At 44.0% G+C, this 15,716-nt stretch carries 12 protein-coding genes; all 12 read right to left on the bottom strand.

Translation table 11 applies throughout. From position 1 onward, the window contains the following. Nucleotides 1-3: 3 nt before the first annotated feature. The 12 genes from rplB to rpoB all read right to left on the bottom strand — a co-directional run bounded on the left by rplB (nt 4) and on the right by rpoB (nt 15,392). A complete protein-coding gene (gene rplB, locus NSQ49_RS12020) occupies nt 4-834 on the bottom strand; it encodes a 50S ribosomal protein L2 (protein ID WP_159869708.1) in 831 nt (276 codons plus the stop codon). 30 nt (nt 835-864) lie between these two features. Further along, nucleotides 865-1,149 (bottom strand): 50S ribosomal protein L23, encoded by a 285-nt coding sequence (gene rplW / locus NSQ49_RS12025; RefSeq protein WP_061793795.1) that lies wholly within the window; start codon nt 1,147-1,149, stop codon nt 865-867. Then, nucleotides 1,149-1,772, bottom strand: a complete 624-nt coding sequence (gene rplD, locus NSQ49_RS12030; RefSeq protein ID WP_035332298.1) for a 50S ribosomal protein L4 — start codon at nt 1,770-1,772, stop codon at nt 1,149-1,151. The genes rplW and rplD overlap by 1 nt, the downstream gene beginning before the upstream one ends. Before the next feature lie 28 nt (nt 1,773-1,800). Then, the gene (gene rplC / locus NSQ49_RS12035; RefSeq protein ID WP_061793793.1) at nt 1,801-2,427 is read right to left on the bottom strand and encodes a 50S ribosomal protein L3; all 627 of its coding nucleotides are present in this window, start codon (nt 2,425-2,427) and stop codon (nt 1,801-1,803) included. 40 nt (nt 2,428-2,467) lie between these two features. Then, complete coding sequence (gene rpsJ / locus NSQ49_RS12040) at nt 2,468-2,776, bottom strand: 30S ribosomal protein S10 (protein WP_009336571.1); 309 nt, start codon at nt 2,774-2,776, stop codon at nt 2,468-2,470. A 451-nt stretch (nt 2,777-3,227) separates the two neighbouring features. Continuing rightward, the gene (tuf, locus tag NSQ49_RS12045) at nt 3,228-4,415 is read right to left on the bottom strand and encodes an elongation factor Tu (protein ID WP_159869705.1); all 1,188 of its coding nucleotides are present in this window, start codon (nt 4,413-4,415) and stop codon (nt 3,228-3,230) included. A gap of 119 nt (nt 4,416-4,534) precedes the next feature. Further along, on the bottom strand, nt 4,535-6,613 hold the full coding sequence (gene fusA / locus NSQ49_RS12050) for an elongation factor G (protein ID WP_159869702.1): 2,079 nt from the start codon (nt 6,611-6,613) through the stop codon (nt 4,535-4,537). 51 nt (nt 6,614-6,664) lie between these two features. Further along, entirely contained in the window at nt 6,665-7,135 is a 471-nt protein-coding gene (gene rpsG / locus NSQ49_RS12055) for a 30S ribosomal protein S7 (RefSeq protein WP_009336565.1), read from the bottom strand. 42 nt (nt 7,136-7,177) lie between these two features. Beyond that, nucleotides 7,178-7,600: a 30S ribosomal protein S12 gene (rpsL, locus tag NSQ49_RS12060; protein ID WP_009336562.1), complete on the bottom strand. Its 423-nt coding sequence runs from the start codon at nt 7,598-7,600 to the stop codon at nt 7,178-7,180. A gap of 103 nt (nt 7,601-7,703) precedes the next feature. After that, a complete protein-coding gene (locus NSQ49_RS12065; protein WP_159869699.1) occupies nt 7,704-7,952 on the bottom strand; it encodes a 50S ribosomal protein L7ae-like protein in 249 nt (82 codons plus the stop codon). Nucleotides 7,953-8,108: 156 nt separating this feature from the next. Beyond that, a complete protein-coding gene (gene rpoC, locus NSQ49_RS12070) occupies nt 8,109-11,708 on the bottom strand; it encodes a DNA-directed RNA polymerase subunit beta' (protein ID WP_251284579.1) in 3,600 nt (1,199 codons plus the stop codon). A 129-nt stretch (nt 11,709-11,837) separates the two neighbouring features. Beyond that, the gene (gene rpoB, locus NSQ49_RS12075) at nt 11,838-15,392 is read right to left on the bottom strand and encodes a DNA-directed RNA polymerase subunit beta (protein WP_159869693.1); all 3,555 of its coding nucleotides are present in this window, start codon (nt 15,390-15,392) and stop codon (nt 11,838-11,840) included. Nucleotides 15,393-15,716: the final 324 nt, after the last annotated feature.

Genomic DNA, 15,716 nt, shown 5'->3' on the forward strand with positions numbered 1-15,716 from the left:
CCGTTATTTTTTACGACGACGTACGATAAATTTATCTGATTTATTGTTCTTCTTGCGAGTCTTGTAACCAAGTGTTGGTTTGCCCCAAGGAGTCATTGGAGACTTACGTCCGATTGGCGCACGTCCTTCACCACCACCGTGAGGGTGATCGTTAGGGTTCATTACAGATCCACGTACAGTTGGGCGCTTGCCTAACCAGCGTGAACGACCTGCTTTACCAATGTTAATAAGCTCGTGCTGCTCGTTACCGACTTGACCTACAGTCGCACGGCACTCAGCAAGAATCATGCGAACTTCACCAGAGTTTAAACGAACTAATACGTACTTGCCTTCTTTACCAAGAACTTGTGCAGAAGTACCAGCAGAACGTACTAATTGTCCGCCTTTACCAGGTTTTAATTCGATGTTGTGGATTACAGTACCCACTGGAATGTTAACTAGTGGAAGTGCATTACCCACTTTGATATCTGCTTCAGGACCAGACATTACTTCCATGCCTACCTGTAAGTTCTTAGGTGCAAGGATGTAGCGCTTTTCTCCATCTACATAGTTAATTAGTGCAATATTTGCAGAGCGGTTTGGATCATATTCGATTGTGGCAACGCGTCCTGGAATGCCATCTTTTGTACGTTTAAAATCGATGATACGATATTGACGTTTATGACCGCCGCCTTGATGACGAACTGTCAACTTACCTTGGTTGTTACGGCCGCCTTTTCTCTTTAAAGGAGCAAGTAAAGACTTTTCTGGTTGGTTAGTCGTGATTTCTGCGAAATCAGAAACCGTCATGCCGCGACGACCATTAGAGGTAGGTTTATACTTTTTAATCGCCATTTCGTTTCCCTCCTCTTCTAGTTATAGTTATTAAGCTTCAAAAAGCTCGATTTCTTGGCTTTCAGCTGTCAATTTTACGATCGCTTTACGGCGTTTGTTAGTGTAACCGCCGAATTTGCCCATACGCTTGAACTTGCCTTTGTAGTTCATGATGTTAACTTTCTCAACTTTAACGCCAAAGATTTCTTCAACAGCGTCTTTAACTTGAGTTTTGTTAGCTCGTACGTCAACTTCGAACGTATATTTTTTATCAGCCATAATATCAGTAGAACGTTCAGTGATTACGGGGCGCTTAATGATTTCACGTGCATCCATTATGCAAGCACCTCCTCTACTTTTTCAACCGCTGCTTTCGTCATGATAAGCTTATCATGGTTTAAAACATCTAAAACAGTGATTCCAGAAGCAGATACAACTGTTACACCAGGAATGTTACGAGCAGATAATGCTACGTTCTCATCTAGGTCAGCAGTTACGATAAGTGCTTTAGAATCAACAGAAAGACCAGTTAATACACCTTTAAAGTCTTTTGTTTTAGGCGCTTCGAAAGCAAGGCCTTCTAATACTAGGATGTTTTCTTCTAACACTTTAGAAGATAACGCAGATTTGATTGCCAGACGGCGAACCTTTTTAGGTAGTTTGTAGCTGTAGCTGCGTGGTACAGGACCAAATACAGTACCGCCTCCGCGCCATTGTGGTGAACGGATAGAACCTTGACGTGCACGGCCTGTGCCTTTTTGGCGCCATGGTTTACGTCCTCCGCCCGCTACTTCAGAACGAATTTTAGTTTTATGAGTCCCTTGACGTAATGAAGCTCTTTGCATTACAACTGCTTCGAATAGTACGTGCTGGTTGGGCTCGATACCAAAGATCGCATCATTAAGTTCGATATCACCAACTTTAGATCCGCTTTGGTTAAACAATGCTACTTTCGGCATTCTGTTTTCCTCCTTTCCGGTTTAATTATTATGCTTTTACCGCACTTTTGATTTTTACTAATGCTTTTCTTGCACCAGGTACATTACCTTTGATCAGAAGAAGGTTGCGTTCAACATCAACTTTTACGATTTCAAGGTTTTGTACAGTCACTTGCTCTCCGCCCATACGTCCAGGTAATAATTTACCTTTGAATACACGGTTTGGAGCTACAGGACCCATTGAACCAGGGCGACGATGGTAACGAGAACCGTGAGCCATAGGCCCGCGAGATTGTCCGTGGCGCTTGATGGCACCTTGGAAACCTTTTCCTTTTGAAATTCCTGTTACATCAACAGTATCGCCTTCTGCGAAAATATCAACTTTGACTTCTTGACCAACTTCATATTGTCCTAAATCAGCTCCGCGGAATTCGCGTACGAAGCGCTTAGGAGCAGTGTTTGCTTTAGCAACATGTCCTTTTTCAGGTTTGTTGGACAACTTTTCGCGCTTATCTTCGAATCCGATCTGGATTGCTTCATATCCATCAGTCTCAACTGATTTCTTTTGAAGAACAACGTTAGCAGCTGCCTCAACTACTGTTACCGGGATAAGATCACCGTTTTCAGCAAATACTTGAGTCATACCAATCTTTCTTCCTAAGATTCCTTTGGTCATTTCAGTCACACCTCCTAAGTTTCTTATGTTTATTTATTGATTAAAGTTTGATTTCGATATCTACACCTGACGGTAAGTCTAAACGCATTAGAGAATCAACCGTTTGTGGTGTTGGGTTAACGATGTCGATTAGACGTTTATGCGTACGCATTTCGAACTGCTCACGAGAGTCTTTATACTTGTGAACCGCACGAAGGATTGTGTAAATAGACTTTTCAGTTGGTAATGGAATCGGACCTGAAACAGCCGCACCAGAACGTTTTGCAGTCTCAACAATCTTTTCTGCTGATTGATCAAGAATTCTGTGATCATACGCTTTTAAACGAATACGAATTTTTTGTTTTGCCATTATTTTCCCTCCTTTTCGCCTATTTTAATATAGACATTCTCCGTGAAAATTTCCCACACACTCGCCATGGCAAAGCGGCCGGGTGTGTCAGCAACCTTTCACATCATCGCAGTCAAAGACCAACATTGTCTATTATACAGAAACAATAAATGAAATGCAACATATATATGTTATTTCTTTTTGTTCCGCACACTTTTACTATTATAACTGCTGTTCATGGAGTTTTCAATAGTATCGAAAGAAGTCTAACTATTTGCATTGTGGTGAGTTGAATAGAAAGAATTATAATCAATATATTATATAGAAGAAAAGCGGTTTTAAACGCCGAGGAAATTCTGATGCATTTTATATTACACCTTAATATAAATCAGCCCATCTTGTTATAACTGAAAGTAAAGCTGCATATAAAAAAACAGATGGGTTGTCACCCATCTGTTTTGATTAGTTGAAATTACTCTTGGATTGTAGCAACTACGCCAGCGCCAACAGTACGTCCACCCTCACGGATAGAGAACTTAGTACCTTCTTCGATAGCGATTGGAGCGATTAGTTCTACAGTCATTTCGATGTTATCTCCAGGCATAACCATTTCTACGCCTTCAGGAAGATTACAGATACCAGTTACATCAGTTGTACGGAAGTAGAACTGAGGACGGTAGTTAGTGAAGAATGGAGTATGACGTCCACCTTCTTCTTTTGAAAGAACGTATACTTCAGCTTTGAACTTAGTGTGTGGAGTGATTGAACCTGGCTTAGCAAGTACTTGTCCACGTTGGATTTCTTCACGTGATACACCACGAAGAAGGGCACCAATGTTATCTCCAGCTTCAGCATAATCAAGAAGCTTACGGAACATTTCAACACCAGTTACAGTAGTTGATTTTGGCTCTTCAGCAAGACCGATGATTTCGATTACGTCACCGACTTTAACTTGTCCACGCTCAACACGTCCTGTAGCAACAGTACCACGGCCAGTAATTGAGAATACATCCTCAACAGGCATCATGAATGGTCTGTCAGTGTCACGAGTTGGAGTTGGGATGTACTCGTCAACAGCTGCCATAAGTTCTTCAATTTTAGCTTCCCACTCAGCTTCTCCTTCAAGAGCTTTAAGAGCAGAACCTTTGATTACAGGAATGTCATCACCAGGGAATTCGTACTCAGAAAGAAGGTCACGAACTTCCATTTCTACTAATTCAAGTAGTTCTTCATCGTCAACCATGTCACACTTGTTCATGAATACAACAAGGTAAGGTACACCAACCTGACGAGAAAGAAGGATGTGCTCACGAGTTTGTGGCATTGGGCCGTCAGCAGCTGAAACAACTAGGATTCCGCCGTCCATTTGCGCAGCACCAGTGATCATGTTTTTAACATAGTCAGCGTGACCTGGGCAGTCAACGTGTGCATAGTGACGGTTGTCAGTTTCGTACTCAACGTGCGCAGTTGAGATTGTGATTCCACGCTCGCGCTCTTCTGGAGCCGCGTCGATTTGATCGTATCCGCGTGCTTCACCGCCGCCTTTTTTAGAAAGAACAGTTGTGATAGCTGCAGTTAAAGTAGTTTTACCATGGTCAACGTGTCCGATAGTACCGATGTTAACATGGGGTTTTGAACGGTCAAATTTAGCTTTTGCCATTTAAAAAATCCTCCTTCAGATTATAAAAGTTAAGTATTTTATGCTGTGGAGAGGTTTCCCTTCCCACAGCGCTTTTAGCCTACAATAGTAGTTATACTTTATTGAAAAGGTAAAATCAATTATTCACCTTTATTTTTTTTGATGATTTCTTCAGAAATTGATTTTGGTACTTCTTCATAGTGGTCGAAGTGCATTGAGAATGTACCGCGGCCCTGCGTGTTAGAACGCAATGAAGTTGCATAACCAAACATTTCTGATAGAGGAACCATCGCACGAACAACTTGCGCGTTACCGCGAGCTTCCATACCCTCAACGCGTCCACGGCGTGATGTAACATCACCCATGATGTCTCCCATGTATTCTTCAGGGATTACGACTTCAACCTTCATAACCGGCTCAAGAATTACAGGGTTACATTTTGACGCAGCGTTTTTAAGTGCCATTGATGCAGCAATCTTAAACGCCATTTCAGAGGAGTCAACATCATGGTAAGAACCGTCAAATAAACGTGCCTTGATGTCTACCATTGGGAATCCTGCAAGTACTCCTCTTTCTAACGAATCTTCTAGACCCGCCTGAACAGCTGGGATGTATTCACGAGGAACGACACCACCAACGATTCCGTTTTCGAATTCGAAGCCTTTACCTTCTTCGTTTGGACTGAATTCGATCCAAACGTGACCGAATTGTCCGCGTCCACCGGATTGACGTGCAAATTTACCTTCAACCTGAGCAGAACCACGGAAAGTTTCACGGTATGCAACCTGAGGTGCACCTACGTTAGCTTCCACTTTAAATTCACGTCTCATACGGTCAACAAGGATATCAAGGTGAAGCTCACCCATACCCGCGATGATAACCTGTCCAGTTTCCTGGTCAGTATGAGCGCGGAATGTAGGATCTTCCTCTTGAAGTTTTTGTAGAGCAGTTGTCATCTTATCTTGGTCAGCCTTTGACTTAGGCTCGATAGATAATGAGATAACCGGCTCTGGGAACTCCATAGATTCAAGAATAACTAGACTCTTTTCATCACATAGAGTGTCACCTGTAGTAGTGTCCTTTAGGCCTACTGCAGCTGCGATATCTCCAGCGTGTACAACTGAGATCTCTTCACGGGAATTCGCATGCATTTGCAGGATACGGCCTACACGCTCACGCTTTCCTTTAGTAGAGTTCTGTACATATGAACCAGAGTTCAATGTACCTGAATATACACGGAAGAATGTAAGTTTACCAACGTAAGGGTCGGTCATAACTTTGAACGCAAGAGCTGAGAATGGTGCATCATCGCTTGAAGGACGAGTAACCTCTTCTTCTGTATCCGGAGTTGTACCTTTGATAGCAGGTACATCAAGTGGAGATGGAAGGTAGTCGATTACTGCATCAAGCATTTTTTGAACACCTTTGTTTTTGAACGCAGAACCACAGATAACTGGGTAGAATTCAACGTTAACAGTACCTTTACGAATAGCAGCTTTTAGCTCTTCGTTAGTGATTTCCTCACCGCCAAGGTATTTCTCCATTAATTCTTCATCAAGTTCAGCTACCGCTTCAATTAGCTTCTCACGGTATTCTTCAGCTTGATCCTTGTATTCTTCTGGGATTTCACGGTCTTCGATATCAGTACCCAAATCGTTTCCGTAGAATGTAGCTTTCATTTCAATTAAATCGATGATGCCTTCGAATTGATCTTCAGCACCAATCGGTAATTGAATTGCAGCTGCATTCGCTTGAAGGCGATCATGAAGAGTCTTCAATGAGTACAAGAAGTCTGCACCGATTTTATCCATTTTGTTTACGAATACCACACGTGGTACTCCGTAAGTAGTAGCCTGACGCCAAACTGTTTCAGTTTGCGGCTCAACACCTGACTGTGCGTCAAGTACAGCTACCGCACCATCAAGAACACGAAGTGAACGTTCAACTTCAACTGTGAAGTCTACGTGTCCAGGAGTGTCAATGATGTTAACGCGGTGGCCTTTCCACTGTGCAGTTGTCGCAGCAGAAGTGATTGTGATTCCACGCTCCTGCTCCTGCTCCATCCAGTCCATCTGTGATGCACCCTCGTGCGTTTCACCGATTTTGTGGATACGGCCAGTGTAGTAAAGTACACGCTCAGTAGTTGTTGTTTTACCGGCATCGATGTGAGCCATGATACCGATATTGCGAGTATTTTCTAAGGAGAACTCTCTAGCCATTGGGTCTTTCTCCTTCCTAGTATGAGTGTTATTTTAGTTAAGCGGTATATCTTACCAGCGGTAGTGAGCAAACGCTTTGTTCGCTTCCGCCATTTTGTGTGTATCTTCACGCTTCTTAACAGATGCACCAGTGTTGTTAGCTGCATCAAGAATTTCGTTAGCTAAACGCTCTTCCATTGTCTTTTCACCGCGAAGACGCGCATAGTTTACTAACCAGCGAAGACCAAGAGTTGTACGACGGTCAGGGCGCACCTCAACTGGTACTTGGTAGTTTGCACCACCTACACGGCGTGCTCTAACTTCAAGTACAGGCATGATGTTTTTAAGCGCCTGATCGAAAACTTCCATTGGTTCTTTGCCAGTGCGTTCGCTGATGATATCGAACGCAGAGTAAAGAATTGCTTGAGATTTACCTCTCTTACCATCGATCATCATTTTGTTGATCAGACGGCTAACTAGCTTTGAGTTGTAAATCGGATCCGGCAATACGTCTCTTTTTGCTACAGGACCTTTACGTGGCATGGATTGTTCCTCCTTTCAAAGATGGTTGTTTATTTAGTAGAATTACTTTTTAGCTGCTTTCGGACGCTTAGCACCGTATTTAGAACGGCCTTGCATACGGTTGTTAACACCAGCAGTATCTAAAGCGCCGCGCACGATGTGGTAACGCACACCCGGTAAGTCTTTTACACGTCCTCCACGGATAAGAACAACACTGTGCTCTTGAAGGTTGTGCCCGATACCAGGGATGTAAGCATTAACCTCGATGCCATTTGTTAAACGAACACGAGCATATTTACGTAATGCAGAGTTCGGTTTCTTTGGAGTCATTGTACCAACACGAGTACATACACCACGCTTTTGAGGTGAAGCTACATTTGTTTGAGCTTTTTTGAAGCTGTTGTAGCCTTTGTTAAGAGCAGGTGAGTTTGACTTCTCAGACTTAGTTTGACGAGGCTTGCGCACTAATTGATTAATAGTAGGCATTTAATTTTTCCTCCCTTCGAATTTGTTTAAGCCCACACATCCAGGTGGTTCATTTTGATGCAAAAACAAAGTTCTTGCAGATACCAATCTACAAAAACAGTTTTTAAATAGATATGGCAACAGCTGCTGCCCCAACCTCGATTCCGCATGCTTTTCCGAGTTTTTTCATCGAATCGACATACACAATCGGAACGTTCAATTCATTCGCTGTACTAACCACTTTAGCTGTAATCCTAGGATCAGCATCACTGGCGACTACGATTTCATCAATGGTTCCCAGTTTGAGAGCTTTGACTGTTTGCTTTGTTCCTACAATAATACTTCTTGCCTGCAATACTTTATCATAAGACATTTACGACATCCTCCAAAGTATCCGGTGAATAGGAGCACCTTTGCTATAGTAACACCTTCATATTTCAATGTCAACAAGCAAAACGATTTTTATTTCTTTTATTCACTATAAAATGCGGTACTTGCTGTTAAATAAGCAAGCACCGCAATGATTACATTATTCTACAGTAACAGTATCTTCAGCAGCTTCCTCGTTTGTATAAGGCTCTGCTCTTCTGTATCGCTGCATTCCTGTTCCAGCAGGGACAAGCTTACCAATAATTACATTCTCTTTCAGGCCAAGAAGCTCATCGCGCTTGCCTTTAATCGCTGCATCGGTAAGAACTCTTGTTGTTTCCTGGAAGGATGCTGCTGATAAGAATGAATCTGTTTCAAGAGATGCTTTTGTGATTCCCAGCAGAACTGGACGTCCTGTTGCAGGCATTTTACCTGCAAGGAGGGCTTTTTCGTTGGCATCTGTAAATTGATGGATATCAAGCAGTGTACCTGGAAGCACATCTGTTTCTGCCGCATCAATTACACGCACTTTACGAAGCATCTGACGGACCATTACCTCGATGTGCTTATCGCCGATTTCAACACCCTGCATGCGGTATACCTTCTGAACTTCACGCAGCAAGTATTCTTGAACAGCTGTTACATCTTTTACTTTAATTAACTCTTTAGGGTCAATAGAACCTTCAGTTAGTTCCTGTCCACGTACTACCTGGTCGTTAACAGCTACTTTTAAGCGGGCTGTATAAGGTGCTGTGTAGGTCTTGGATTCGACTTCACCCTGAACAACAATCTCCTGCTGACGGTCGCGGCCTTCATTAATGCCGACTACAACACCATCGATCTCTGAAATAACTGCCTGACCTTTAGGATTACGTGCTTCGAATATTTCCTGGATACGCGGTAAACCTTGAGTGATATCGTCTCCTGCTACCCCACCGGTATGGAAAGTACGCATCGTTAACTGTGTACCTGGTTCACCGATGGACTGGGCAGCGATAATACCTACTGCTTCACCAACTTCAACCTCTTGGCCGGTAGCCAAGTTACGGCCGTAGCACTTCTTACATACACCATGGCGAGTGTTGCAAGTAAATGCAGAACGAATCCATACTTTTTCAATGCCGGCTGAAACAATTTCGACTGCAATATCTTCAGTGATTAAGCCATTTTCAGGCACAATCACTTCATTTGTCTCAGGATGCTTAATATTTCTTCTTGCATAACGGCCAACCAGACGCTCTTCAAGCGCTTCAATGACTTCAGTGCCATCTTTAAGGGATGCGATAAGCAAGCCGCGGTCAGTTCCGCAATCGTCGTCACGGACAATGACATCCTGCGCAACATCAACAAGACGGCGAGTAAGGTAACCTGAGTCAGCTGTTTTAAGGGCTGTATCAGCAAGACCTTTACGCGCACCGTGTGTGGAAATGAAGTACTCGAGTACTGTTAATCCTTCACGGAAACTTGATTTGATCGGTAATTCAATGATACGTCCAGCCGGGTTGGCCATCAGTCCGCGCATACCGGCTAACTGAGTGAAGTTGGACGCGTTACCACGGGCACCAGAGTCACTCATCATGAAGATTGGGTTGGATTTATCCAATGACTTCATTAATTTTGCCTGGATATTATCTTTCGCTGCACTCCAGATTGAAATAACACGGTCATAACGCTCGTCTTCAGTAATAAGACCGCGTCTGAACTGTTTCAACACATTATCAACCTTGCTCTGTGCTTCCTGGATAATTTCCTGCTTCTCCTTTAATACCACGATATCAGCAACACCAACTGTGATACCGGCTTTTGTGGAGTGCCTGAATCCAAGGTTTTTCATGCGGTCAAGCATTTTAGACGTTTCCGTAATTTTGAAGCGTTTAAAGACTTCCGCAATGATGTTTCCAAGGATTTTTTTCTTAAACGGATCTACCAGCGGCATTTCCTTGATAGCGGCAGCTACATCAGTAGCAGGCTCTACAAAATATTTCGCAGGAGTTTCAATCTCAAGGTTTTCTTTTGTAGGCTCGTTAATATAAGGGAATGTCTCAGGTAAAATCTCGTTAAAAATAAGCTTACCAACAGTGGTTAATAAAAGCTTTTTATTTTGTTCTTCAGTGAAAGTCTGATTATTTAAGGACCCGGCATGGACAGCTACTCTTGTATGCAAGTGCACATAACCGTTCTGATAAGCAAGCAGCGCTTCGCTTGTATCTTTAAAAATCATACCTTCCCCAACAGCGCCAGCTCTTTCAAGTGTCAGGTAGTAGTTACCTAATACCATATCCTGTGAAGGAGTAACAACTGGCTTACCGTCTTTTGGATTCAGGATGTTCTGTGCTGCAAGCATTAGCAAGCGGGCTTCTGCCTGTGCTTCAGCTGAAAGCGGCACGTGAACTGCCATTTGGTCACCGTCAAAGTCTGCGTTGTAAGCAGTACATACAAGCGGATGAAGACGAATAGCGCGTCCTTCCACTAATGTCGGTTCGAATGCCTGAATACCAAGTCTGTGAAGAGTTGGAGCACGGTTAAGCAATACAGGGTGCTCTTTAATCACACTTTCAAGAACATCCCAAACTTCCGGCTGCACTCTTTCAATTTTGCGTTTTGCAGATTTGATGTTGTGGGCTAAGCCCTTTTCCACCAATTCCTTCATAACGAATGGCTTGAATAATTCCAATGCCATTTCTTTTGGAAGTCCGCATTGGTACATTTTCAAGTTTGGTCCTACGACGATAACCGAACGTCCGGAATAGTCAACACGCTTACCAAGCAAGTTTTGACGGAAACGTCCTTGTTTCCCTTTTAGCATATGAGACAGGGATTTTAATGGACGGTTTCCTGGTCCAGTTACCGGTCTTCCGCGGCGGCCGTTATCAATTAGCGCATCTACAGCTTCCTGAAGCATACGCTTTTCGTTCTGAACGATAATGCTTGGGGCACCAAGGTCCAATAAACGCTTTAAACGGTTGTTGCGGTTGATTACACGGCGGTACAAATCATTCAGGTCAGAAGTGGCAAAACGTCCGCCATCGAGCTGTACCATCGGACGAAGCTCCGGAGGAATTACCGGAAGAACGTCTAGGATCATCCAGGACGGTTCATTTCCAGAACCGCGGAATGCTTCAAGAACTTCCAGGCGCTTGATTGCACGAGTGCGTCGCTGACCCTGGGCAGTTTTCAGTTCCTCTTTAAGGATATCTACTTCTTTGTTGAGGTCTATGTCAGAAAGAAGCTTTTTAATGGATTCAGCACCCATGGATGCCTGGAACTTGTTTCCGTACTTTTCACGGTATGCACGGTATTCCTTTTCAGAAAGCAGCTGCTTCTTTTCAAGAGCCGTATCACCAGGATCGGTTACAACATAAGAAGCAAAGTAAATAACTTCTTCCAGTGCACGCGGAGACATGTCCAGCACAAGACCCATACGGCTTGGGATGCCTTTGAAATACCAAATGTGGGATACAGGGGCTGCAAGTTCAATATGGCCCATTCTTTCACGGCGGACTTTCGCACGTGTGACTTCAACGCCGCATCGATCACAGACTACGCCTTTGTATCGAACACGCTTATACTTTCCACAGTGACATTCCCAGTCTTTTGTCGGTCCGAAAATGCGTTCGCAAAATAGACCGTCTTTTTCTGGTTTTAATGTACGATAGTTGATCGTTTCAGGCTTCTTAACTTCACCATGTGACCAAGAACGTATCTTATCCGGTGAAGCAAGACCTATTTTCATATACTCGAAATTGTTTACATCTAGCAAGGGGCCTACCTCCCTTTTGATCTCCGGGTTTTACCCTTATTGCTCAAACAGCAGCAAAGTGCCAATAATATCCCCAGCGGCATCCGCCATGCGAGGCGGAGCGCCCAGGGATTAGATATTTATATGAAATTATTCTTTCGTAACTGCTTGCTCTTCGTTTTGCGTTTCCGGAGCGATGGTCAATGATTCAGCCTGCTGAACTTCATCTTCATCTTCCAGGTCGCGCATTTCAATTTCTTCTTCATCGCCGGACAGGATCTTAACATCCATACCTAAACTTTGAAGTTCTTTGATCAGTACCTTGAATGATTCCGGAACTCCTGGTTCAGGAACATTCTCGCCTTTGACGATTGATTCGTATGTCTTAACACGTCCAACCACGTCATCTGACTTAACTGTTAAGATTTCCTGAAGTGTATAAGCAGCACCGTATGCTTCAAGTGCCCAAACCTCCATCTCACCGAAACGCTGTCCGCCGAATTGAGCTTTACCGCCCAATGGCTGCTGCGTAACAAGAGAGTAAGGTCCTGTTGAACGGGCATGCAGCTTATCGTCAACCATGTGCGCCAGTTTAATCATATACATGACACCGACAGATACACGGTTATCGAACGGCTCGCCTGAACGTCCATCATAAAGGACAGTCTTTGCATCACGCGCCATGCCTGCTTCTTCGATCGTTGACCATACATCTTCCTCACGGGCACCATCGAATACAGGAGATGCTACATGGATGCCAAGAGCTCTGGCAGCCATACCAAGGTGAAGCTCAAGCACCTGTCCGATATTCATACGCGATGGAACCCCCAGAGGGTTTAACATGATGTCTACTGGAGTGCCATCCGGCAGGTAAGGCATATCTTCTTCCGGTAAAATACGGGAGATAACACCCTTGTTACCATGGCGTCCGGCCATCTTGTCACCTTCAGAGATTTTACGCTTCTGAACGATATATACACGTACAAGCTGGTTAACACCTGGAGGAAGCTCGTCTCCGTCTTCCCTGTTAAACACTTTAACATCCAGTACAATACCGCCCCCGCCATGTGGCACACGAAGGGATGTATCACGGACTTCACGTGCTTTTTCACCAAAGATTGCGTGCAGCAGTCTTTCTTCAGCAGTCAGTTCCGTTACCCCTTTAGGAGTTACTTTACCAACAAGAAGATCGCCATCTTTTACTTCCGCACCTGTGCGGATAATTCCGCGTTCGTCCAGGTTGCGCAGTGCATCTTCCCCAACGTTAGGGATATCTCTTGTGATTTCTTCAGGTCCAAGCTTTGTATCGCGTGATTCTGATTCATATTCTTCGATATGGATGGATGTATAAACATCATCTTTTACAAGGCGCTCACTCATGATGATCGCATCCTCGTAGTTATAACCATCCCATGTCATGAACGCTACAAGAACATTGCGTCCAAGAGCTAATTCACCAAGTTCCATGGAAGGACCGTCAGCAAGGATTTCTCCCTTTGTTACACGGTTGCCAACAGCGACGATAGGACGCTGGTTGTAGCATGTTCCCTGGTTGGAACGGATGAATTTAAGCATTCTGTATTTATCAAGATCGCCTTTAACTTCCTGGCCATCTACATTTTTAATACGGCGGACCCAAACTTCACGGGCTTCAACATGTTCAACAATTCCCTCATGCTTACAGATAACTGCAGCACCTGAGTCTTTTCCTGATACGTATTCCATACCCGTACCTACTCTTGGCGCTTCCGGCTGCATCAATGGCACAGCCTGACGCTGCATGTTCGCTCCCATCAGGGCACGGTTGGAGTCATCATTTTCAAGGAACGGGATACATGCTGTCGCAGCAGATACAACCTGTTTCGGCGATACATCCATGTAGTCAACACGGTCGCGTTTGACAACTGTGTTTTCCCCTTTGAAACGGGCAACTACTTCTTCGTCAAGGAATGAACCATCGTCACCAAGAAGTGCATTCGCCTGAGCCACTACATAGTTATCCTCTTCATCAGCTGTCAGATAATCAATGCGGGACGTAACTTTTCCGGTCTCAGGGTCAATTCGGCGATACGGTGTTTCGATAAAGCCGAAGCGGTTCACCTTCGCAAATGAAGATAAGGAGTTGATCAAACCGATGTTTGGTCCCTCCGGCGTTTCAATCGGACACATACGGCCATAGTGAGAGTAGTGAACGTCACGTACTTCGAATCCGGCACGTTCACGCGTCAGACCACCAGGTCCTAATGCAGAAAGACGGCGTTTATGTGTCAGTTCAGCAAGCGGATTTGTCTGGTCCATGAACTGGGACAATTGAGAGCTTCCGAAGAACTCTTTAATTGACGCAATAACAGGACGGATATTAATCAGCTGCTGAGGTGTAATCGTATTTGTATCCTGGATGGACATTCTTTCGCGCACCACACGCTCCATACGGGATAAACCGATGCGGAACTGGTTCTGCAATAATTCTCCGACTGAACGAAGACGTCTGTTTCCAAGATGGTCAATATCATCTGTATCTCCCACAGAGTGCAGAAGGTTAAAGAAATAGCTGATTGATGCAATGATGTCAGAAGGTGAAATGTTTTTCACAGCTTCTTCCACATACGCATTGCCGATAACATTAATGACCTTTTCGCCATCTTCATTAGGCGCATATATCTTAATAGACTGAAGCAATACTTCATCATCTACTACTCCGCCTAACAGGCTTACCGTTTTAAAGCCGATATCCTTCTCAAGGTTAGGAATAATGCGGTCTAATGTACGGCGGTCAAGTGTAACGCCTTTTTCCGCAATGATTTCGCCAGTTTCTGGATCCACAAGCGTTTCAGCCAGTTTTTGGCCAAACAGGCGGTTTTTAATATGAAGCTTCTTATTGATCTTGTAGCGTCCAACATTCGCAAGGTCATAACGCTTTGGATCAAAGAATCTTGAGACAAGCAAGCTTTTCGCATTTTCGACCGTTGGCGGCTCGCCTGGACGAAGACGCTCATAAATTTCAAGGAGCGCTTTCTCTGTGCTCTCAGTATTATCTTTTTCAAGCGTGTTGCGAATGTACTCGTTGTCTCCAATCAAATCGATGATCTCTTGATCAGAGCCGAACCCAAGTGCACGCAAAAGAACCGTAACGGGCAGTTTCCGAGTACGATCTATTCTGACGTATACGACGTCTTTGGCATCTGTTTCATACTCAAGCCATGCGCCGCGGTTCGGGATTACGGTTGCTGTAAAGCCTTTTTTCCCGTTTTTATCAAGCTTTCCACTGAAGTATACGCTCGGAGAACGCACTAACTGGGATACAATGACACGTTCCGCTCCATTAATAACGAACGTACCTGTCTCTGTCATAAGCGGGAAGTCACCCATAAAGACATCCTGGTCTTTAACTTCGCCTGTTTCTTTGTTTACAAGACGCACTTTCACACGTAAAGGTGCAGAATATGTAACATCTCGTTCTTTCGATTCCTCAACGGAATATTTTGGTTCGCCAAGGCTGTAATCAATAAATTCAAGCGACAAATTACCAGTAAAGTCTTCAATCGGAGAAATATCATGGAACATTTCTCGTAAACCCTCATCAAGAAACCATTGATAAGAAGAGGTTTGGATTTCGATTAGATTTGGTAATTCTAAAACTTCACTGATTCGTGCGTAACTTCTACGTTGGCGGTGTCGTCCATACTGAACTAGTTGACCTGTCAACTGATTCACCCCTCAAATCAAGCGTTATTGTTGCTAATAGCAATTTATATCATCCCATAAGAAAAGCGATGAGCGCCTGCCTATCGGCGCAGGTTTTAGTACCCGGAACCGATGGCGCACGAAGCCGGCCAGCAAACTGGCCCAGAAGCCGGGCTTTCCCCCATTCAAGCACAGGGATATAAGCCAAACCTCCATTCTTATAAGACAAAAAGAAAAAGGGTTTTCACTTCAAAAACCACATTTTCACAATACGACTATTATTTTGTTAGCTTTCCCATTAAAACCAAATTTATACAACTATTAGATAAATTTAGTTATAAATAG

The sequence above is a fragment of the Cytobacillus sp. FSL R5-0377 genome (assembly GCF_038004385.1).
Classification (GTDB): Bacteria; Bacillota; Bacilli; order Bacillales; family Cytobacillaceae; genus Cytobacillus.